At 44.5% G+C, this 23,289-nt stretch carries 16 protein-coding genes and 1 tRNA gene; 5 read left to right on the top strand and 12 right to left on the bottom strand.

Annotation, left to right across the window (positions count from 1 at the left end):
- Positions 1–14: 14 nt before the first annotated feature.
- The 4 genes from NBH01_RS17995 to NBH01_RS17980 all read right to left on the bottom strand — a co-directional run bounded on the left by NBH01_RS17995 (position 15) and on the right by NBH01_RS17980 (position 8,546).
- On the bottom strand, positions 15–1,379 hold the full coding sequence (locus NBH01_RS17995) for a glucoamylase family protein (protein WP_011108887.1): 1,365 nt from the start codon (positions 1,377–1,379) through the stop codon (positions 15–17).
- 122 nt (positions 1,380–1,501) lie between these two features.
- Complete coding sequence (bglX, locus tag NBH01_RS17990; protein ID WP_225678926.1) at positions 1,502–3,817, bottom strand: beta-glucosidase BglX; 2,316 nt, start codon at positions 3,815–3,817, stop codon at positions 1,502–1,504.
- A 30-nt stretch (positions 3,818–3,847) separates the two neighbouring features.
- Positions 3,848–5,377, bottom strand: coding sequence for a RagB/SusD family nutrient uptake outer membrane protein (locus NBH01_RS17985; RefSeq protein WP_061473627.1), 1,530 nt, complete (start codon positions 5,375–5,377; stop codon positions 3,848–3,850).
- Positions 5,378–5,480: 103 nt separating this feature from the next.
- Complete coding sequence (locus NBH01_RS17980) at positions 5,481–8,546, bottom strand: SusC/RagA family TonB-linked outer membrane protein (protein ID WP_011108890.1); 3,066 nt, start codon at positions 8,544–8,546, stop codon at positions 5,481–5,483.
- A gap of 198 nt (positions 8,547–8,744) precedes the next feature.
- On the opposite strand from NBH01_RS17980, the gene NBH01_RS17975 reads away from it, so the two are divergent.
- The 5 genes from NBH01_RS17975 (at position 8,745) to NBH01_RS17955 (ending at position 13,421) form a co-directional block, all read left to right on the top strand.
- Positions 8,745–10,370 carry a tetratricopeptide repeat protein gene (locus tag NBH01_RS17975; protein WP_022472115.1) on the top strand — a complete coding sequence of 542 codons (1,626 nt, stop codon included), beginning with the start codon at positions 8,745–8,747 and terminating at the stop codon, positions 10,368–10,370.
- Positions 10,371–10,521: 151 nt separating this feature from the next.
- Entirely contained in the window at positions 10,522–10,878 is a 357-nt protein-coding gene (locus NBH01_RS17970) for a DUF3244 domain-containing protein (protein WP_008762522.1), read from the top strand.
- A gap of 194 nt (positions 10,879–11,072) precedes the next feature.
- A complete protein-coding gene (locus tag NBH01_RS17965; RefSeq protein WP_008762523.1) occupies positions 11,073–11,837 on the top strand; it encodes a hypothetical protein in 765 nt (254 codons plus the stop codon).
- Positions 11,838–12,274: 437 nt separating this feature from the next.
- The gene (locus NBH01_RS17960; RefSeq protein ID WP_151210219.1) at positions 12,275–12,922 is read left to right on the top strand and encodes a putative outer membrane beta-barrel protein; all 648 of its coding nucleotides are present in this window, start codon (positions 12,275–12,277) and stop codon (positions 12,920–12,922) included.
- A 124-nt stretch (positions 12,923–13,046) separates the two neighbouring features.
- Positions 13,047–13,421: a hypothetical protein gene (locus NBH01_RS17955; RefSeq protein ID WP_008762526.1), complete on the top strand. Its 375-nt coding sequence runs from the start codon at positions 13,047–13,049 to the stop codon at positions 13,419–13,421.
- A gap of 239 nt (positions 13,422–13,660) precedes the next feature.
- On the opposite strand, the gene NBH01_RS17950 is transcribed toward NBH01_RS17955, so the two are convergent.
- The 8 genes from NBH01_RS17950 to NBH01_RS17920 form a co-directional block, all read right to left on the bottom strand.
- A complete protein-coding gene (locus NBH01_RS17950; RefSeq protein ID WP_008762527.1) occupies positions 13,661–14,551 on the bottom strand; it encodes a carbohydrate kinase family protein in 891 nt (296 codons plus the stop codon).
- Positions 14,552–14,615: 64 nt separating this feature from the next.
- Positions 14,616–14,697: transfer RNA gene (locus tag NBH01_RS17945), tRNA-Leu, on the bottom strand.
- 72 nt (positions 14,698–14,769) lie between these two features.
- Complete coding sequence (locus NBH01_RS17940) at positions 14,770–15,792, bottom strand: S41 family peptidase (RefSeq protein ID WP_151210221.1); 1,023 nt, start codon at positions 15,790–15,792, stop codon at positions 14,770–14,772.
- A gap of 76 nt (positions 15,793–15,868) precedes the next feature.
- Positions 15,869–16,729 carry a DUF3316 domain-containing protein gene (locus tag NBH01_RS17935; RefSeq protein ID WP_151210223.1) on the bottom strand — a complete coding sequence of 287 codons (861 nt, stop codon included), beginning with the start codon at positions 16,727–16,729 and terminating at the stop codon, positions 15,869–15,871.
- Between the two features lie 39 nt (positions 16,730–16,768).
- A complete protein-coding gene (locus NBH01_RS17930) occupies positions 16,769–19,414 on the bottom strand; it encodes a DNA gyrase/topoisomerase IV subunit A (RefSeq protein ID WP_225678924.1) in 2,646 nt (881 codons plus the stop codon).
- Positions 19,415–20,289: 875 nt separating this feature from the next.
- Positions 20,290–21,633: a Gfo/Idh/MocA family protein gene (locus NBH01_RS17925; protein ID WP_225678923.1), complete on the bottom strand. Its 1,344-nt coding sequence runs from the start codon at positions 21,631–21,633 to the stop codon at positions 20,290–20,292.
- An 87-nt stretch (positions 21,634–21,720) separates the two neighbouring features.
- A complete protein-coding gene (locus NBH01_RS26710; RefSeq protein WP_011108895.1) occupies positions 21,721–21,960 on the bottom strand; it encodes a hypothetical protein in 240 nt (79 codons plus the stop codon).
- A 3-nt stretch (positions 21,961–21,963) separates the two neighbouring features.
- Positions 21,964–23,289: a Gfo/Idh/MocA family protein gene (locus tag NBH01_RS17920; RefSeq protein WP_008767112.1), complete on the bottom strand. Its 1,326-nt coding sequence runs from the start codon at positions 23,287–23,289 to the stop codon at positions 21,964–21,966.

Genomic DNA, 23,289 nt, shown 5'->3' with positions numbered 1-23,289 from the left:
ACGCTGTGATTTCTTTATTTCTGCCTTACATCCTGCTTATTGGTATTGAAACCTAACTTGGTAAGTCCTGCTTGTACATCGGGATGACTCATGAAGAGTTTCCATAACAGCCCTGTCCGGTAATTCTCGATCATGACTGCAATTGGTCCCTGGTCGATGGCAAGGTAACGTTGCGGATACCAGTTGTCTGTTTCGCTGAAAGCATCGTAGAATCCGAAAGGACCGAAGACTGTGTCCCCCATATTATACAGGTGGCGCATCACTTGCATCGAATATTCCGGTGTATAGACGATGGATGAAAGGGCGGCGGTGGGAGAGATGACCCCTTTGTCATCCTGTTCATTCGGTGAATGAGCAGCGTATCCATCGACGGAATAGCTGGCAGTCAGTCCCCAGCAGTCCGGTCCGAAACCTTTGTAGTGTTTGGGGTTGCGGATGCAGTAAGCACGGTTCACTAATGTCAGATTGCGCATTTCGTGGAAGTAGCTGGGACAGTATTCGTCTTTCAGACCGACGGGGTCGAGTCCGAGGAAGGAGTATTGTGCCCAGAAAAGCGGTCCGGCTTCCGTGCCCTGATAGCGGAGATGCAGTTCGATGCCTTCCACTTTATGTGGGGAGACGATAGCTCCGTTCTGCGCCCAGCCATCGTGATAGACAGCTGCCGGTACTCCGTGGGTAGGAGAGGCTGCGGCAAGGATATACATAATCATACATTCGTTGTACCCATGTATGGGGAAGTCCATTTCCCAGCCATAGGTGGGGCTCCAGTGCCAGTATAGCACATTTTGGTCACCGTTGCGGTACCAGTTCCAGTCAACGTCTTTCCATATTTGGTCAATGCGTGCTGCCAGTGCTTTTTCTTTCTCATTACCGTTGATGTAATACTGGTGTACGGCGAGCAGTCCTTGCATCAGGAAGGCAGTTTCTACCAAGTCACCTCCGTTATCCTTCTGTCCGAAAGGTTTCACCTTTCCCGTATCGCCATACCACCAGTGCGGATATGCTCCGTGAAAACGGTCCGCTTTTTCGAGGAAGGAGACGATGCGCTCCATTCGTGCCAGACCTTCTTCGCGGGTGACGTACCCCCGGTCTATTCCGGCAAGGATAGCCATGATGCCGAAGCCGCTGCCGCCGGAAGTGACTACATTGGCATCATTCTGCGGATATACCCCGTCTACATGATACCGTTCGGGGGCAAGTCCGCTGTTGGGCTCGGCACCTTCCCAAAAGTAGAGAAAGGTGCGGCGCTGAACGGTGTCCATCAAGGCATCGTCCGTGAGCTCGGAACTGGCGGTGGCTGGTCCGCCGGTCTTGTTTTTGCAGGCTCCTGCTGTCAGTATCAGGCAGAGGAGCGAAATATAGAGAGATAGTTTTTTCATTGATTGTGGATTTAAATGAGAGAATAAAATTTAGGCATGGATTACACGGATTTCACGGTTTTAAGAGATTTCGCAGTTAAAGACCGTGTGAATCCGTGTAATCCATGCCTATTGTACGATTTTTATTTTAGCGTGAATCGTGCGGATTTCACGTCCCGGCTGTTTGTTCCGATCATTACTTCAAATTCACCCGGTTCTGCTACTAGTTGCAGGTCGTAGTTGTAATATCTCAGCATTTCCGGTGCAATCTTGAACCGTACAATTTCCGACTGTCCCGGTTCAAGGAATATCTTCTGGAAGCCTTTCAGCTCTTTCACCGGACGGGTAGTGCTGCCGACGAGGTCACGGATATAGAGTTGTACTACTTCCGATCCCGGCCATGTGCCAGTATTGGTGACCATTACTGCTGCCGTCAGTTCTCCCGTCATGTCGATGGTAGAACGGCTCAGGTCGATATCACCGTAAGAGAAGGTAGTATAAGACAGTCCGTATCCGAACGGGTAAAGCGGCTCATTGTCCACATCCAGATAATTGCTGCGGAACTTTTCGAACCACTTGCCTTGTGCCAGCGGGCGTCCCGTATTCTTATGTGCATAATACAGCGGAATCTGACCGACATTCTTCGGGAAACTCATTGTCAGTTTTCCACCCGGATTGACATATCCGAAGAGTGCGTCACCGATGGCATAAGCAGCTTCGCTGCCTCCGAACCATACGTTCAGAATAGCAGGTACGTGTTCCTGTTCCCAAGTCAGCGTCAGCGGGCGACCTGTGAATAATACCAGTACGACAGGTTTTCCGGTTTTCAGCAACTCCTTCAGCAGGTTTTGCTGTACATCCGGAATGTTCAGGTCTGTACGGCTGCTGCTTTCTCCGCTCATCTCGGAAGATTCTCCGAGAGCCGCAATGATAATATCCGACTGATTGGCTACCGTCAATGCTTCGTTCAGCAATTGCTCGTCTGTCCGGTTGTCACGGTTTAGTGAACGTCCGAACATCGTGGCACGTTCTTCGTAAGAGGCGTCGCTGATCAGATTGCTCCCTTTGGCATATAGGATGTTTGCTTTTCCGGCAGTCATCTCTTTCAAGCCTTCTACCAGTGACGGACAGCGGTCGAGTACGGCAGCTACGCTCCATGTACCCGGCATGTTTGTCCGGCTGTCGGCTAACGGACCTATCACGGCGATGTTACCTTTCGGGTTAAAAGGAAGAAGAGGTTCGGCAGGAGTTCCCGGACGCAGGGTCACGTTGTCATTCTTTAAAAGAACAAAGCTTTCTGCGGCAATTCTGCGGGCAGCGTCTCGGTGCGCTTTCGTAAAGATATCACGTGCCGGACGTTTTAAGTCGCAGTACTTGTAGGGATTGTCAAACAATCCCAGTTTATATTTTGCTTCCAGGATACGGTGGCAGGCAGTATTCAGTGTTTCCATAGAAACTTTGCCTTCCTGAATGGATTTCTTGAGTGTGCTGACAAAGCCTTCGCTCACCATATCCATGTCTACTCCGGCATTGATGGCACGTGCGGAAACCGTTTGCAGGTCGCCGATACCGTGGTCGATCATTTCGGAGATTCCGGTATAGTCGGTTACCACAAATCCGTTGAACCCCCACTGACCACGCAGTACATCCGTCATCAGCCACTTGTTGGCGGTAGCGGGCACACCGTCTACTTCGTTGAACGAAGCCATTACACTACCTACACCGGCTTCTACAGCCGCTTCGTAAGGCAGCATATATTCATTGAACATCCGCTGGCGGCTCATGTCTACCGTATTGTAGTCACGTCCGCCTTCTCCTGCGCCATACAGTGCAAAGTGTTTTACGCATGCCATAATTTCGTCATTCCGTTGCATGTTCTTTCCCTGATAACCGAGTACCATCGCTTCGGCAATCATGGCTCCAAGGAAGGGATCTTCACCGCTGCCTTCGGAAACACGTCCCCAACGAGGGTCGCGTGAGATGTCCACCATCGGACTGAATGTCCATGAGATACCGTCGGCACTGGCTTCTATGGCTGCGATACGTGCCGATTCTTCTATGGCGGTCATATCCCAGGTGCAGGATAATCCCAGCGGGATAGGGAACATGGTTTCGTATCCGTGAATGACATCCATACCGAATAGCAAGGGGATGCCCAGACGGGATTGTTCTACCGCCTGTTTCTGCACATCGCGTATTTTTTCTACTCCTTTCAGATTGAACAAGCCTCCTACTTCGCCCCGTTTGATTTTGGCGGCGATGTCGCTGCTTTTGGCTTGTCCCGTAGTGATTTCTCCGGTGACAGGTAGGTTCAACTGACCTATCTTTTCTTCCACCGTCATCTTTTTCATCAATGCGTCGATGAAGCGGTCCATGTCTTGTGGCGACTTCTGCGCTGCCGCACTCAGGAAGCCGGCAGCGAGCAGCAGAAGTGAAAAAAATATTTTCTTATTTATCATATCGTTCTATCAGTTTGATTTGAATATTAATTAATAATCCGGATTCTGTACCAGTACTCCTTTGGACTTGTCAATTTCTGACTGAGGCAAAGGCAATAATGCGTTCTTATCCTGGTAGTTTACTTTCCCGGCAGCGTGCAATACTTCCGAGGCGATCCCCCAACGTACAAGATCGTAGAAACGGTCGGGCTCCAGCCCGAGTTCCACGCGGCGTTCGTGGCGGATGGCTTCCCGCAATTCTCCCTGATCGTTGGTCGTTATTTTGGGCAGTATATTCGTATTGGTGCCTCTGGCACGTGCACGTACCATTTCCAGATAATCCACCGCTTCTCCGGGGATATTCTTTTCGTTGGCAGCTTCGGCAGCCATCAATACTACATCCGAATACCGGATCAGGCGGATATTCACCCAAAAGCCTTTGTTGGTGTATTCCTTACGCAGTGCGGGGTCGGTATAAGCTTTTTTGTTGAAGTAAGCTCCCATAGCCGGAGAGACGGGGGATTCACCATAAGGTTCGTTGGTGTTTTCCGGGGTGATCGGTTCATCGTCCGTTTTGCGGAAGTAGAGCAGGGTGGCGTTTTTACGCGGGTCACCTGTCTCGTAGGCGTCTGCCATCAACTGGGTTGCCATGTGCCATCCCCAGCCTAAGTCCCACTGACCGGCTCCGCGAACGCCTTGCACTTCGCAGAATTGGCTGCCGATAACGTCACTCTGTGGAAGGGCGGCAGTGGCGGTACATTGCAGTTCGAATATAGAACCGCCGCTGTTCTCTCCGTCGTCGGTGAATATTTCGTTATACGGAGTTTTCAGATTATATAAACCTTTGTTGATAACGTCTGTAGAGGCTTTGTACATGTTGTCCCAGTCACTGCGCATCATATAGGTGCGGGCATGAAGTGAACGGGCAGCTCCCCAAGTCAGGCGTCCGGTATATTCGGTGCTCCATGTTTCGGGCAATGACTCTTCCGCAGTTTTCAGGTCGGTATCGATCTGCTCGTAGATTTTATCGGCGGTAGTCTTCGGGATGTTGGCTTCCGAGGCATCGTTGATCTTGTAAGTCACCAAAGGTACTTCGCCAAAAGCTCTCACTAGATTGAAGTAACAATAAGCACGGAAGAAAGAAGCTTCCCCTTTGTTGATGATATCTTCGGTTTCTGTTTGTCCGGCAGTCTCTTTCTCGGCAATGGCGTCGAGGATATCATTACACTGGTAGATGATGGCGTAATTCTTTCCCCAGTATGAACCTAGCAAACCGTTGGTCGGGGTGTATAAGAAGTCATCGTACATTTCGGCTACATCCGATCCGTCACTCGGAATACTTCCTTTCTCGGAGTCTTCGGAGCGTAGATAATGGATAGCAATGGCGGGAGTACCGGCGGTGATGTCGAAACTTCGCATCATGGTATAGACATTGTAGATTTTACCGTTGACCAGCGCATTGGGATTATCGTCTTCGGTGAATTGTCCCTGCGGACTCCGGTCCAGAAAGTCGCTGCAACTGCTTATCAGCAGAGCGGAAGCGGCAATAAAGGTGGAAAAAAGATATTTATTTAGTTTCATACAATTATAGATTTGATTCATTAAAGTTATATTCCGCATGGAAACCTGGCTGTGGCACCTTGCCACCCGCATGGAAACTTGGGTGTGGTACCTTGCCACGCCACTAGAAGGTCAGGTTGATGCCGAAAGTGTAGACAGCAGGTACGGGGTAGCTGCCGTCGTCTACTCCGAAGGTGGTGGCGCTACCTCCCAGTTCCGGTGTGTAGCCGGTGTTGTGCTTCCATGTCTTCAGGTTCTGTATGTTGACATAGACTTTCAGTGCCTGCAAGCGTATTTTGGCAAGGAGGGCCTTGTCGAACGAGTAAGCAAGTTGCACGTTACGGATACGGAAGAAGCTGCCGTCTTCGATGTAATACTCCGAATTCAGGTTGTTGATAGAATGTTTGGAGTTCAGCAACGGCTGGCTGTTGGAGGTACCTTCTCCGTGCCAGCGGTCCATGCGCTGTGACAGATAGTTGAACTGTGCAAAGTTATAATTGTCCCAGGTACGGAAAATTTCGTTACCGTGCTGTCCCATCATATCGATGCCCAATGACCAGTTCTTGTAGTTTACTCCGAGAGAAAGACCATAGGTGAAATCCGGTGTCGGGTTACCTATCATTGTACGGTCTTCCGGGGTAATCTTACCGTCTCTGTTCACGTCGGCGAATTTCAGATCACCGGGAGTGACTGTGGCAAGGGTATTTTCGGGTGATGCATCGATGTCGGCTTGCGACTGGTATACGCCTGCCACCTTGTAACCGTAGAAGAAACCGATAGGATAGCCCGCCATCGTGTAACTCTGCTGTTTGTCTCCGGCGATGATGGAGTATCCGTCCTGAACGAGGCTCTTCACCTTATTCTTGATGGTGGTCAGGTTGGCGCTGACAGAGTATCCCCAGTCACCGATCTGGTCACGCCAGCTGGCTGCCATTTCAACACCCATGTTTTCGATTTCTCCCAAGTTGCCGATGCCGGGTACTGTTCCGGAGATACCGGGCACTTCGGCAAGCAAGTCTTTGGTCCTCTTCTTATAATATACTCCTTCGAAGTGCAGACGGTTGCGCAGCACGTTCGTTTCGAAACCTGCTTCCCAAGCTTCTACTTTTTCCCAACGCAGATTGGGATTGGGCAGATAGGAGAGCTGGTAACCGGGATAGATAATGGACGGCTTGCCGAAAACAGCCGAGTAAGCATTTGACAACAGCGGTTCGGCGGGATAGGCCCTGTCCAGATTCTGATTGCCTAATGTACCGTAAGATGCTTTGATTTTCAACATATCGAGCCATTTGATATCCTTCATGAACTCTTCTTCGGTCATCAACCAACCGCCGCCTAGTGAGAAGAAGTTCTGCCACTCATTGCCGGTGTATGAGAAGGCGGAAGAACCATCGCGACGGAACGAACCGTTGAACAGGTATTTTCCTTTGTAGTTGTAGATCACACGTGCCAGCATGGATACCGTAGTCCGTTCCCATTGGGTACTTCCGTTGGTAGCTGTTGCTGCATCACCGATGCTGACAAACCATTTGTCCGGATCGTCAGGAATCACCAGACCGACACCTTGCTTGCGTGCTCCGTCCAGTCGGCTCAGTGAATTGTAATACGTCGTGAAACCGACTGTAGCGGTCAGGTTATGATTGCCGTGATCAAAACTATTGGTGTAAGTCAATAGATAGTCACTCTGCACTTTCGTTTCATTTTCCTTGAACTGGCTGACTTCTGTCTTGCCGGTTCCCAATGTAACTACATCTCCTGCGGCAGTATCGTCATACACCTTCATGACAGGCAGATATGTCCGTCCGTTGTTGGAAGCATAGTCCATGGAGAACATCGCTTTGAAGTTGAAATGTTTCAGGAAGTCCACTTCGCCATAGATATTACCCGATGCCCGGTAGTTTTCGGCTTTGGTCGTATTGGCTTTCAGATCGACGTCTACCATCGGATTGTTGATCTGTGCTTTCTGAAATTCGGGCAGAACACTGTATAAGCCATATTCCTTATTATATACCGGTGCGATAGGGGCAGCACGAAGAGCGCCGAGCACCTGTTTGGAGTCTGCCGGAAGCGTGCGTGCTCCGTTGAACTGGAAACCGACTTTCAGAAAGTCCGTGATCTTATAGTCATTACTTGCATTGATGGTCACTTTACTGAACTTCTCATGCTTGATGTTTCCCTGTTCGTGAGAGTAACCTACGCCCAGATAGAAACTGTGTTTCGGCGAAGCTCCGGTAATACTGATATTATTGTTGGTGATGAATGCAGTCTGGAAAATCTCATCCTGCCAGTTGGTGTTCGCGTTCCAGCCGCTGAAGTCGAACGGAGTGTCCTTCTGATTGGCAAGCTGTTCGCTGTATAGCTCCTGAAATTGCGGACCGTTGACCAAATCAACCTTATCTACTACTTTCTTGAAACCGAAAGAGGTATTAATGTTAACCAGTGTCTGTCCTTCTTTGGCTTTCTTGGTGGTGATGATGATGACACCATTCGCACCGCGAACACCGAAGATAGCCAGTGATGACGGGTCTTTCAGGATCTCCATAGATTCGATGTCCTCCGGATTAAGGAAGTTGATATTGTCATTGAATAGTCCGTCTACCACGTACAACGGTTTGTAGCCATTGATGGAGTTTGTACCACGGATACGGATTTCGGGGTCGGCACCGGCACGTCCGGAGTTTACGATTTGTACACCTGCCACTTTTCCTTGTAAGGAAGATAATGGGTTCGTTGCAGGTTTGTTGGCAATTTCTTCTCCTTTGACGTTGGTAATAGAACCTGTCAAGTCTCTTTTCTTCGCGCTACCGTATCCGATAACGACTGTCTCGGCTAGTACCTGCGAATCTTCTTTCAGGGTGACGTTGATCACATTCTGTGCTCCTACCTTGACACTCTGTGTAGTCATTCCTACATAGGAGAATACCAGTACGTCTTCTGGGGTGACAGAGATTGAATACTTACCGTCCATATCGGTGATGGTTCCGGTGGAAGTTCCTTGTACGAGCACCGATGCACCGATCAGCGGTTCATTGGCGGCATCTGTTACCGTACCGGTCACTGTCTTTGTTTGTGCAAAGGCGGATACGGAGGTCAGCAACAAGCAAGTGAGCGCCACTATGCTCTTAAACCTGATGGTTTTCTTCTGAAGATCTTGTAAAAGTCTAGTCCTCATTGCATTAAATTTTTCCATTCGTTACTATTTAGGTTGAAGTTTATTCTGCCGTCTTCCGGCGAAAGTAACAAAGTGAACAAATGAAAGGCAAAAAAGATTAGGGAAAGAGAGAGAAAGGGCAATTTTAACATTGTAATTATGATGTGTGAAAAAATTATTTGTCTTTTTGTTGCTTGTTTGTTTTATTCTATTTACATTTGTAAAACGAAACGAACTATGAAGCTACTTCTTTCTTATATTATAGGGTTGTTCCTGATTTTGTCTCTCTCTGCTTGTCATGATGGAGGTAATGCAACTACTCTTTTACATCAGGCAGACTCACTGATGCAAGAGTTCCCCGATAGTGCCCTGTCTCTCCTCGAATCCATTTCTCATCCTGAAAAGTTATCCGGCTCTGAAAGAGCTGATTATGCTATATTTTTGACACGGGCAAGGACTAAGTTGTATGTTCATGAGTCAAGTGATTCATTGATTCGGTTTGCAGTAGATTATTATAAAAGAAGTTGGAATAATGAGCGTAAGATGCAAGCCTATTATTATCGGGGTTGTGTGTATCGAGACATGCGGTGTATGGATTTGGCGGTAAAAGATTTCTTGCAAGCATTAAAGGTAATTCCTAAAGAGAGCGAGTATCTTTATTTGGGGGCCATTTATGAGAATCTGGCGGGATGTTATGCGGAACAAAATCTTTATAAGGATGCTATGCACGCCCATCATAAAGCGCATGAAATTTATATTAAGCAAAAGAAAGATGATGGTCTATTTTATGCTGTTAGAGGGATAGGGTATGTTTTTATGCTTCAACATCAATTGGATAGTGCTTTGGTCTATTATCAAAAAGCATTGGATGTTGCAGAGAATATAGGGGAAGATTATTATAAATCTATAATATTGAGTGAATTGGGAATTTTGCATAATGAAAAAGGGGAATTTCAAAAGGCTAACCAATATCTTTCTGCATCTATATCTTCTGCACCAACTGGTACTAATTTATTTTCTGAATATCTTCGAAAAGGTTGTATCTTACGTAATATCCATCAAATGGACTCTGCACGGTATTATTTGAATTTGAGTAAATCTTCTCCTTATATATTTAACCGTGGAGGAAGTTATGGAGAATTATATAAATTGGAGAAAGAAGAGAAAAATTATCCAGCAGCTATAGCGGCAGCTGATTCTTTTATTTATTATCTAGATTCAATTTATGATACAACAAAGGCAGCTGAGATAACTCGTTTGGCTGATCAATATGAAATCGAATTTTATCAGCAAAAAATTGCGGGAAGATATAAAATTGAGGTCTTATCACTTTTGCTGTTATTTATTATTGGAGGAGCGATTTCTCTTTGGATTGATAAACGTCGAAAAAAGAAGTATCTTGAGTTACAAAATCAATTAATGAAGAGTCGTACAGATATTCTATCTGGGGACTTTGAGGATCAGGGTAATGCTGAATCTGATTTTATGAGGATGTTGGAGCCGAGTTTAGAACTTTGTCTTCAGTTGTTTCGAAGGACAGAAACCCATGAGAAACTTCTTTCTTTGGAGAAAAAGATGGGCGTTGCTACCTCTTTGAGTATTCATGAAGGACAGATGATTTGTGAAAGCATTTATGAAACTTTTGGCGACATTATGCTTAAATTGAAAATTCAATATGCTGATTTAACTAAAGAAGACTTGCTCCATTGCGTATTTTTCTTATTGGGTTGCTCCAAAGAAACAATCTTATTATGTACACGTGCTTCTGAAGGAGCATTTAAAAGTCGGAAAAGTCGCATGAAGATTAAGTTAGGAGAAGAATTCTTTGAATGGATGACTATACGCCAATATCTTGTCTCATAGGTGTTTATGTTGGATTGTGACATTCCTGTAACTTTTCTGTAACTTGCAGTCGAGATCCATAGTTATCTTGTAACTTTATTGTGACCAGGCATCTGAATTTATTTAAATCTTATCCCTTACATTTGTATCATAACCAATAAAAATAAGTATTATGAAAGCAAAACTATTATTATTACTTTGTTGCTTATTTGCGATTGAAGGATGGGCAAATTCAAATGATATTCATTTACTAAAAGATAGCCGCTCTAATCCTATGGGAATACCTATTCAACCTACTTATGAGAAATGTGCTATTCTCTCTAATATTCTTAATGTAAGCTTCGGTAGAGCAAAAGATTATGCTATCATTACTGTAACGAATAAAGCTACAGGTGAAATTGTACATTCCAAAACTTATCACAACACTAGCATTGTCATGATTGATATGTCTTCTTGTGAAAAAGGAGAATATACTATTCATATAATTTTGAATGATTGTTTGTTGGAAGGTACATTTACTGTACAGTGAAACTGAACTGAATAAGGTAATGGATAAATGTACTTTTAGTCTTAGTGACAAGAAGTAACTTTTTGTGTTCCTTTTCTGTATAGTCGATATTTCTAATTGTAAAATATTAAGTTAGAGGAAGGAGGTAATTTCCTTTGGGATCTGTTATTTATTATTGTTGTAACGTATTTATCAACCTTTAAATTCAATCGGTTATGAAAGCAATTTTTTTTATGTTTTTATTATGTTGTATTTGCTGCTTATCATGTTCGGATGAGCAAAATACTCTTTCAGAAGAACAGAATGTTATTGAGAATAAGACTTTTGAAAAAGTGAGTAGTTTAGAATTGAAACAACAACTACTGGATTACTTGAATAATTCGGTAAAAACAAGAACTACTTTTAATAATGCTGAAATGAATTACGATTTAGGTATGCAAGAAATTTTGCGTCCACAAATCCAAACCTTTGGGGAGGAAATGATAGTTGTACGAAGTAAAATGGATGCTAATAATATAATGGCATTTTATAAAGAGAATGGTGTTATTGAAAACTGTCTTATAATTGAATGTGCACAAAATGCTGAAGATGCACTTGAAGAAACTATGTTCACATGTTATGATAGTAACAATATTCCTATTTTTAAAGCAATGGTTAATAAAAGAAATAATACATGTAATGTTCTTGAAATATATGATGGACTTGACGATCTGACAGCCCGTGGTGGAAATTGGGGGTGCAATGTATCTCTTGGCTTGGCTGGTGCTTTATGGTCAACCGCTTTTGGAATGGTTACGGCTGGTGCGGGATTTGTTGTGGCGGTTGGTTGGTGTGTGTTACAAACTTGGCTATGTAGCTCCCGTGTAGTCTCTCGCCCTCCAACGGAAATACAAATAGATACAATAGAATTTAAGCCGATGGAAAGAGATGATGATAGTATAGCGAGAGACACAATAGGTAAACTATTGCCCCTGCGTTGATAATTATTTAATATGTACAGTAAATGAGAAATAATATCAAATTAGCATTGTTTTATATTTTAATATTAGGTCTGTTCTCCATTCTTTTATGTACAGAAAATAGTATTTGGTTTTCTGCTTCTATTGCAATGATTTGTACATCAACGGGAGTTTGCATAGGACAACTTATTAAGAAAAGAAAACGATTTCATGCTAGTACTGACAAATTATGGGTTCTATCAGGACTGTTTTTATTATCTATCATAATTTCATTATGCATTTATTTCTTTTTTGATAATAACCCCAATAAAGTGACATATATTTTACTGATGAATCTAGTTCTAGCTTTAGGTTCTATATTGTATATCTATATCACTAGAGAAAAAACATAAAATAATTAGTCGTATGAATTGATAATTAGAATATTTCAATTCATACGACTTTTCAAATATAGTATTATGAGAAAACTTATTTTATTTTTCCTATTTGTGTTTTCTGTTACAGTAGGATTTGCACAGAGTTTTTCCGGAGATAAACTGTTTATTTCGGTAGATGGTGGAAAAGGTGTATTGTTCGGTAAGTCAAACTTGTCACCTTTTGGTGTTAATTATCGTGGGGAATATAATGGAGGCTTGACGTGTAATGTGAAGGCACTCTATCGAATTGATAAATTTTGGGTTGCCGGATTAAAGTTTAATCTCTCCGGTACTTCTGCCAATTATACAATTGATGATAAAACGAATGTAGCTGACAATGTAGAACTTTGGTATTTAGGACCGCAACTTGGATTCAAAATTCCAATAACCGAAAGAACTTTAATTAGTTGCGTATTGGGAGCCGGATATCTACATTATCGGGATGAAGGTCGAAGTAATAGTGAATTTAAATGTACTTCCGGTGCATTGGCTGGGAATATGGACTTTCTGGTAGAATATAAATTGACAGACCACCTTGCGGTAAACGGAGGCTTTTCTGTTTTAAGTGGAGACTTTAAGAAGATTGAAATGACAGCCGATGAGAAAAAGGAAACACTACGTCCAAACAAATTGGATAGACTCTATATGAGACGTCTTGATTTTCAGTTAGGACTAGTTTTCTGCTATTGAACATCTTAGGTCAAAAGATTAGCTGGATAGAGTGAACCTTGAAAGATATTTATTACTTTTGAGGTAAAGCTTGGTTTAGCTGAAAGGTATACGAACAGTCTGAATAATAAATAAAAATAGAACAATGAAATTCATGAAAAAAAATAGGCCAGATGTGATGATTATTATACTGCTTATTCTTTGGGGAATATATGAGATATTCGTAGTACCCTTTGAATATGATACTTTGGTATCTATTTTTGTTGGCTTTAATTTGGTGTATCTTTTTCCTTGGTGCTGTAAAGAAACAAGTGCTGAATATTTAAAGATAAGAAATGCTGCCTTACAATATGCTTTCACATTTATCATTGCAGTACTTTGTGCTTTAAAGATTGTCGGAGTTCTGTGTGAACGTATGTTTGATGTTGATGGTTTGAAAATGATATTTATTGGCGTCTTCTTTCAAAGTGTCTATTTCCTGATTGTTAAATTTAAACGTTCGAAGATACATGAAAGGTAATATTAAATTGGCATTATTCTTTGTTCTACTATTGGGACTGTTTACTATTCTTTTATGTACGGAAAGTAGTCGTTGGTTCTCGGCTTCCATTGCAATGATTTTCACAATGAGTGGCGTTTTTCTGGGACAACTTATTAAGAACAGGAGAAAAAGTAGTTAATAAACAGAGCGCTGTTTTATCTTGAAAAAGGATGAAACAGCGCTCTGTTTATTGATATTAATGCCTGTATGGCTCTCTTTTAGTACATCTGCTCCGCAGTCTCCATACACCGAATAACATCTTCCTTATTTCCACAGAAAGGACCGGATTTCTCGATCTTCAGCGTAGACATGGCGGCAGCAAATCGTCCTGCTTCTTCGATGCTCGCACCCGATACCCGTTGATACAAATATCCGATAGTATAAGTATCTCCACAGCCGGTTGCATCTACTACTTGTCCGGGCTTATAAGCCGGAATGCGATAAAAATCCGTACCGTCGTAAATGAGAGATCCCATACTTCCCAGGGTGACTAACACTTCTTTCACTCCCCATTCGTGCAGTTTGCGTGCAGCCTCATGCGGATCGGAAAGTCCTGTGAGCACTTCCATTTCGTGCTCATTTACTTTAAGGAAATGAATATATTGCAGAGCTTCCCGCTTGTCAGTCCAGTCTACCGGATATACGTGCGTATCACGTACTTCACGCAGGTATCCTTGCGAGTCGACAGCTATCAATCCTTTCCGGGATAACTCCTTAATTACTTCTAAAGAAAAATCATCTGCTAACAGTGAACCAAGATGATAAATTTCCGCCTCTATCTCCTGAAGTTGGGAAGCGGTGAAAGGATCGGCTTTGGCCAACACACGTTGTGTACGGTCATCCGGATTTTCTCCATAGATGTTCTCGAAGTATACAGAGTGCTGGCTGGGTAATGCGGTTACGCTGATGCCTATCCCGCGCAGCTGGTCTACGACTTTCATTTCCGTAGCGCCGACTGCTGTCACTAATGCATAATCTATGTCGTTGAAATGGCGAATAGCGTGTGAACAATAGAAAGCAGTGCCTCCAGGCATATAGACTGTGCTTTGAGGAGTGACTACCTTATCCAAAGTGATATGGCCGATACAACAAAGTTGATGTTTCTTCATATATGTAATCAATTAAAAAGCCTCCAAGATATTTCTTGAAGGCTTTCTAGTTTATATAAATGTGTGCGGATGATAGGACTCGAACCTACACGCCTCACGGCACCAGATCCTAAGTCTGGCGCGGCTACCAATTACGCCACATCCGCATGCGTCGCTTTTTGTTTAGCGGTGCAAAGATAGGAAGATTTTCTGATTTGACAAATAATTAGGCAACAAAGTTACTCACTTAAGATTTCAAAAGCCTTTTCAATCAGTGTGTCCCTATGCTTAGATTGGTCATCCTCAGTCATATCGATAGCTATATCAGGCAAAATACCTTCTTCCAGCGGCTGCATATTTTTGTCGAAATGAGGACTGGCGGAGAAGCGGATGCTCCATCCGTTCGGCAGTTCCGATGTGAAAGGAAGTCCCGAACCGCCACCTGTCTGGTCACCGACCTGGATGATCTTGCCGTTGTCTATGCTGCGCATCAGATTGACGAAATCATTGGTTGCACTGTAGCAACGGCGGTTGGTCAGTATAACGACTTTCTTCTGCCAACGGATGCTGTTGGAAGGCTCCAGGTAGATCGGTTCCGGTTTAGAGAAGTCACTATGTCCTGTTCCCGTCTTATGCTGTATGAATCCGGTCAGAATTTTACTATTGGTAAATCGGGCGGCAATACGGGAAGAATTAGTCAGATTACCTCCTCCGTTGTCGCGTACATCGATAATCAGTCCGTTGCAGGTTGCCAGATAGACAAGGATTTCATCCAGATTGCCATCGCCGACCCCGGAACTGAAACTTTCGTAGCGGATATATCCGATATTATTGTCGAATATTTTGTATTTCATCCCCGCCGATGTATAGTAGTCCTTGCTGGCACTTCCCAGATAATACTGGTAAAGAATATCTTCCCGATAATTCCACGGATACCCCTGATACCATGCGTCGTAATAAGAGACACGCTTGGCAGATGAAAGATTGACATGACCGTCTTTCAGGATATAGAGCATTTCACTGAGTTTATCGAAAAGGTCGTCATTGGACATGCCCGGTACAATCAGTTTGCTGTATTTCTCATGAACCGCATCCCAGTCAATACCTTTCGAGTCCAGAAAGCAATACCGTTCGTCAATGATCTTCCATAGTTGCTCGAAGTTTCCTACGGGATCATCAGCGTAATCATCTTCTCCGATGCACCCGGTCTGTATCGGGAGGCAACAGAGTAGTAAAAGTATTTGTATAATTCTATTTCTCATTCTTAATCTTTCAGTTCTTGTCCATAAACTCTCAATTCTCAACTCTTCACTTTCAACTCTCAACTCTCCACTTCTTCTAGTACGCCCTCACTGACGGAGGCAGATTCGTTCCTTTTTTGTTGGAAACCCGATACAAGTCTTTCACGAATCCTACCATAAATACATGAGAGTAGGTATGTGTCTTGATTCCGTTAACATTGGATTGTTGCAAGTCTGCCAGATAACTGAAACGCATCTTGGTATATCCTATCGGCAGATCGACAGAAAGCATCTGACGAAGAGACGGTTGATTGTGGAGAGAGGTAAATTGAATAACTCCACTGGAGTTGCCCAGTGAGAAGATTTCGTAATAAGACTGTCCGTAGTGCGGTGAGAACATAAGTCCGATCATCGGCATGTTGACCTGATAGCGGAGTACCATCGGATAGCGCTTGATTTTCAAATGCCAGATAGCCATTCCCGAAGCGTCCAGATTGACGTATGCCCGGGCTGAAGCCGGATTGTTCGAATTGCGGAGATTGTAGACAAATCCTCCGTTGACGTCAAACAGTCCTCCTGCCAGTAACTTGAAGTTCTCAGTGAGGCGGAACTGGTAATGGAGGCCATAGTTCCAGTTGACGAGTCCGGAGAAGGTATTGTTGTTGTCTGCGCGGTTGTGTGTATAGCCGACGTCTGCCTGAAAGAAGTTCTGCACAGAAACATTCCCGTCGAACAACTTTGTCATCCGGATCGTCTCGCGGGAAATACGGAAATCTATTCCTTTATATTCCTGAGGCGAAAGATAGGTGTCGAACACATTGGTAAATCCGACTCCGTACATGGTGGCACGTGTTACGTAGCGATGTGCTTGCAGACTGTCGGTCTGCGCCTGTAATCTTGTGCAGAGGGCGAACAGGAGGTATCCTGTCAGCCCTAAGTATAATAAGTTTTTCTTCATTGGCACATTGGGTATTTTTTTACCGCATGTATACATTAGCTAAAACAGCTTCATCTGTCCCGTAATCTCATCGATGATGTCCCCTTCGCTCTTATCGCTGTCCGGGTCCAGATTTTCCGGCTCTTCTTCCGGTTGTTCCGGTTGTTCGTTAGTCGGTTCCGGGAAACGAGTCGGTTCAAGCTCGTTGATGGTATCCACCGTATAGGTAGTGATACGCTTTCCTTTTGCCTTGAAGCCTTTGACTGCAATAAATTCTTCTGCGTCAATCACCATCGCTTCACGGAAACTGTCGTGTCCGCCGAATATGACTTCCAGACGAGGATAGTACTCATCAGTCAGCAGGATCAGACGGGTATTCTTGTTGTCTCCCAGATAGTTCTGCTTGCGGTTGGAACCTTCAAAACAGAAACGTTTCAGATACGGATAGTTCTGCTGGTCGGCATCATAAAGCGCGGCAGTCCATATCTTGTTCGGGTCGAACTTCTCGACGATGCTGACATTATCTTCGTAATGGTTGCTCAGATCGAAGTTGCTGGTATAGAACTCGCCATTGTTGAGCACTACCAGGATGGTGTCGTCGCTCTGGAATTCTCCCAGATATTCACCCCGTCCGTCATAGTTGAGGCGCAGGATATCTCGGTCGAACCATACTTTTCGTCCTCCGAGGGTAGAGCCTCCTTTCTGTTTCAGGGCAATCTTATGCACCGGCAGACGGGTGAGGATCACTCCTTGTGCCTGGCGTCCCTTGATGCTGATTTCACTGAAATCACGCTCGAAGATGATGCGTCTTACACGCGGGTTCGGCTTTAATGTCACTTTGATGATTTCGGCTTCTCCGTTCGGGTTGGCGCTGAAATAAGTGATGCGTGAGTCCGGCGTTCCTTGCGTGACATCGTATTCACGGTCGCGGACCACACCTGTCACGGCAAAACGTTTGATATACGTCGTTCCTTCTTTGCCGTCCCGGTAAGTGATATTGTAGATGGTACGTTTGTCATTCTTCTTGAAGACATTGACGTAAAGTATGTTTTTGCCCACAAACTTCTTGTCGGCTACCGGAGTGACGATATATTTACCATCCCGGAAGAAGACGATCACGTCATCGATATCCGAACAGTTGGCTACGAATTCATCCTTCTTCAGTGCTGTTCCGATAAATCCTTCATCACGGTTGATGTAGAGTTTCTCGTTGGCCTCTACCACTTTGGCGGCTTCGATGGTGTCGAAGTTGCGCAGTTCAGTGCGGCGCGGGAAGTTCTTTCCGTATTTGCTTTTCAGCATCTGATACCAGTTTACGGTATAGTCCACGATGTGAGCGAGGTGATCGTCGATTTCGGCGATCTCTTCTTTCATACGGGCGATCAGTTCATCGGCTTTGTCGGTGTTGAACTTCAGGATGCGTCCCATCTTGATTTCCATCAGTTTGAGAATATCCTCTTTGGTCACTTCACGGATAAAGCTCGGGTAGAAAGGAGTCAGGCGGTCGTCGATATGTGCGCAGGCGGCGTCCATGTCTTTGGATTGCTCGAACTCTTTGTCCTTATAGATTCGTTCTTCGATAAATATTTTTTCGAGGGAAGCGAAATGGAGTGATTCCAGTATTTCCCCTTTCTTGATTTCCAGTTCCTGTTTCAGCAGTCCCAGTGTGTTGTCTGCCGACTTTTTCAGTACCTTGCTAACGGTGAGGAAGTGAGGCTTGCTGTCATCAATCACACAGCAGTTGGGTGAGATGCTTACCTCGCAGTCGGTAAAGGCGTACAGTGCGTCGATCGTTTTGTCCGATGAAGTTCCGGGTGCCAGGTGTACCAGTATCTCTACGTTGGCGGCTGTATTATCGTCTACTTTGCGTATCTTGATTTTTCCTTTGTCAACAGCTTTCAGGATGGAGTCGATGACGGTAGAGGTGGTCTTGCCATACGGAATCTCCGTGATGGCGAGTGTCTTGTTGTCCAGCTTGTTGATCTTGGCGCGTACTTTTACCGCTCCGCCGCGTTCTCCGTCATTGTATTTGGCTACGTCGATGGAACCGCCTGTCTGGAAGTCGGGATATAGCTGGAACGATTCTCCATGCAGATAGCTGATGGAGGCCTCGCAAAGTTCATTGAAGTTGTGAGGTAATATCTTGGATGAAAGTCCGACGGCGATACCTTCCACTCCCTGTGCCAGCAATAGCGGGAACTTCACGGGGAGGGTGACCGGTTCCTTGTTTCTGCCGTCGTAAGACAGCTTCCATTCGGTCGTCTTTGGATTGAATACGATGTCCAGCGCAAACTTGGAAAGGCGTGCCTCGATATAACGGGGAGCTGCCGCACCGTCACCGGTGAGTATATTACCCCAGTTACCCTGACAGTCTATCAGCAGGTCTTTCTGCCCCAGCTGTACCAGTGCATCGCCGATAGAAGCATCACCGTGCGGATGGAACTGCATGGTGTGTCCCACAATATTTGCCACTTTGTTATACCGCCCGTCGTCCAGACGCTTCATGGAATGTAGAATACGTCGTTGTACAGGCTTCAAACCGTCATTGATATGGGGAACGGCACGTTCCAGAATCACATAAGAAGCATAGTCCAGAAACCAATTCTGGTACATGCCTGTTAACTGATGCTTTACGTTTTCGTCCCGCGCGTCCGCCGGTTTGTAGTCTGAATGTCCTTCCGTTATCTCGTTGATTTCGTCACTCATATATCAATCTTCGCTTTGCTTTAACAACAAATTTTCTTCTATCCATCAAAAAAAGGAGGATGTGCACGCAAAAATACGAAATAAATTCAATATGAGGACGAAAAGAACTCACGTTTTTTATGATGCTGACAGCTTCAGTAATCCTTTGTTTTCTTGTGTAAACTTCCCGAAGACTTGACAAAGCCCTTTTTATGTTGTATATTTGTAGTCGGCTATCCAGCTTTAATTAAAACCTGAACCAATGAAAAAAGAATTGTTTTTTGCTGCATCTGATAGGAAGTATATGCCTTTAATTTGGTATGATATACTGACAATATAAAGAACGGAAGTCTGAGAAAACAGACTCTGTGAGACTCATTTATCATTGATGGGCTGCGAACTCTTAGCGGGTTTGCAGCCTTTTTTGTTGCATAAAATTAAAGATTAATCTTTGAAAAGGGGAATTTGAGTTTATAATAAACTGGGGGGACGTTTATAATAAACGATGCAGGAATTTATTAGAAACGTTTGTCTGGTTTATAAATAAAAGGTTGAAGTTTTTCATGGGAGCTTGGTCGGGGTGTTGCAGTATCTCTGCCACGGATGCGCTTATATGGTGAAATATGATAACATAAACTCTGTTCGCTTTATGATACAAAGAAGGAGCGTGTGTCAGAGTCAATAGTAACAAAATTCTCCTCCTTCAGGAAGGAGGAGTCCCCGTAGGGGGAGGTGGTAGGTGAATACATAAACTATTGATATTCAATTGTACAGTACACCTACCACCCCGGCTTTCAGCCACCCTTCCTTCCCGAAGGAGGGGAGTTTAGTTACTTTTGACATACCCTCCAACAAAACTATAACCTAATGAAAAAACGAGGAAGAGAAGGGCGGGGTTATACCCGTATTTCCCAACCTTTTTCGTATTCTCTGCCCCAGAGCTTGTTAGCTTCCAGATCATTCAGAATACGTCCGCTTCCCGGATCAATATCTAAAGAATGACCTACACGCTGCGCGATATTGCCTAACTGTACTAACTGAGTACTGATGCAGGCATCTACAATGCCGGAATTCAGCTTACCACCTTTGCGGATGGCGTCAAACCAGTTTTCGAAGTGATAAGCATCCAGCTTTTCCGATGGATTTAGCAAATTACCAGTTTCAAACTTCAAGTTACTTTTTACATCTTTGATTACTTTCCCTTGTAAGTCTGTTATTTTGTACTCATTGCCTCCACTGATGAAAAGGGTGCCTGTTTCTCCGTAGAAAGCGGTACCTACTCCGTATCCGTCTACCGGTGTGCTGTTGCAACTACGTCCTTCCCAAGAGCAGGATGCTTCGTCGCTGAACTGAAAAGTAATGAGTTGTGTATCCGGAGTTTGCCAGTCGTCCTGAAAGCGATAACGTCCTCCGACAGAATCTACCTTTGTCGGATAATCAACGCCCAGCCCCCAACGGAGGATATCAACGAAATGAGTTCCGTTATTCAATGCTTCACCGGTACCCCAGTTCCAGAACCAGTGCCAGTTATAATGAATATAATTATCTTTAAAATTGGGCACCCGTGGTGCAGGACCTTGCCATAAATCCCAGTCCAGATAGTCGGGTACAGGAACCACTTTTCCTGTGCCGATGGAAGGACGGTTGTTGACATACCAGGACTTGGCATATCTTACTTTCCCGATTGCCCCAGACTTAATCTCTTCTATTGCTTTGATAACGTTCGGCCACGAACGGCGCTGGTTGCCGACTTGGACAATCCGGTTATATTTAAGCGTCGCCCTGACTAACATTTCATTCTCTGCCGGATTGTGGCTGGTCGGTTTTTCCAGATAAACATGCTTTCCTGCTTGCATAGCCATAATGGCTGCTTTGGCATGCCAGTGGTCAGGCGTGGCAATGACTACCGCCTCAAAATCGTCCGATTCCAGCATTTTGCGGATATCTTTTTCTCCTTTGGGAGTGCGTCCGCTTATTTTATGAATATCTGCCTGACATCTTTCAAGTGCTCTTGAATCAACATCACAAAGGTAAGTAACTTCACAACCTTTCATCTTGGCAAATCCTTGTGCCAAGGCATTACCTCTGGAGTTTACACCAATGACTCCGATTCGTATTTTTTCGTTCGCACCCAGGATTTCCTGATAACTATTTGAACCGAAGCCGGGAATAATGCTTCCCAAGGAAAGGGCGGCCGTGCCTGCAACTGTTTTTTTGATAAAATCTCTTCTTGTTGTCATAGTGTTTATTTTTCCTCAAAGTTAAGCCGTTATTAACTGATATCAGACTTCTTTTCCGTCAATCAATCTTCAAAAAACGTAAAGCTGTTACTTCTTTTTTCGAAGGAGATGACGTAACCCGATAACGAGTATACGCGGAATCCATAGTATGAAATAGATGAAAAAACTGATAACGAGCACATACCCCAGTTGAGTGAATATTTCAATCCACGGACGTGTATAGACAAGGATTGCAATAATATTGATTGCAAAAGAGAGAAGAAAGCATATCAGATAAATGTTTCTTTCCCTTTTAATTTTTTGGGAGGTGATGATGATATCTTTCATAATTTAAAATTTCATATATGGTATTTTATATTCGTCGGGGAAAAGGATATGGCGCTCTTCCTCCATTGCTTGATTGCCAAGCAGGCAAAGTACGGTGGAGCAATAGGCTTCTTCTACCACATTTTGTGCTTTTTCTCCAGTGATACATGATTGGCAGAAAGAAGAGAGAATGATATCGGAACCATCTTTGTCGGCTCCGATCATGCTCAGCCCGTTGTTGACGTTAATGTCTCCTTCAATAACAAAATGTGGCGTGTATTCCATTTTTGTTTCCGGTCTCCAACTGGGTCCGGCTGTCGGGATAGCAGCGAATACTTTATCCTTAACCTGTCCGATAAGTTGCCGGATGCCCGATGTTGAATGGTCCTCTTCCAGATAATAGATACCTTTTGCCATTTCCATAGTACCTTTGTGCCCGAGGATCTGGTCTTCCATACCGTTGAATTTATTGGAAATCAACGATTCGTAGGCAATCTTCGTTCCGTCGGAGTATCGGTAAGTCACATTTACGCTATCGTATACTTCACGACCGTCTTTCCAGTAGACGATGTCACCCATACCGATGATGCTTACCGGCATTCTTTTAGCTGCCCAGTTGCATACTTCCAGTTGGTGGCAGGCCAGTTCGGTCATTAATCCGCCTGAGCTTTCTTTGTACAATCGCCAGTTGATTTGATGTTCCAGTTCCGGTGAGGGGACGGGACGGCGCCAGTCTGCATTTCTGAACCAATGGCAGCGCATTCCTACCACATCTCCGATGAGTCCGGAATGAATCATTTGCATTCCTTTGATATACTTCTCGTCATACATACGCTGCATGCAGAAGTAGAGAACCTGGTTGGTCGTTTGATAGGCATCATAAATAGCTTTGCATTCGTCTAAAGTCCGTGCCATGGCTTTTTCACAGAATACGTGTTTGCCGGCTGCCAGGGCATCCAGTACAATGGGAGCATGCCAGTTCAACGGAGTAGAGATAATTACGCCGTCAATATCTGCCGATTCCAAAAGCTTCCGGTAGTCTGTGTATGCTTTGGCACCCGGACATAACTCTACTGCTTGTTGGAGGTTAGGAGCATAATTGTCGCAAACGGCAACAATCCGGGCATGGGGAATCTCCTTCAGATTGTGGATATGATACTGTCCCCTGGAACCTGTACCTATTAAAGCGATCCGGGCTTTCTCGTTGCGGATTTCTTTAAGCTTTTCGGGTGTGCAGGAAGACAGCCAGGGTGTGCTTGCCAGCAGTGCAGTTCCTCCTGCGATATATCCCAGACTTTTGATGAATTGTCTGAGATTCAAATCGACTCCTTTTTCTATTTTGTTTCTCAT

Origin of the sequence: Bacteroides sp. B1-V-101 (assembly GCF_023656585.1) — a bacterium.
GTDB lineage: Bacteria > Bacteroidota > Bacteroidia > Bacteroidales > Bacteroidaceae > Bacteroides > Bacteroides thetaiotaomicron.
The sequence above is the reverse complement of the archived record's forward strand: the minus strand, read 5'-3'. Positions and strand labels throughout refer to the sequence as shown.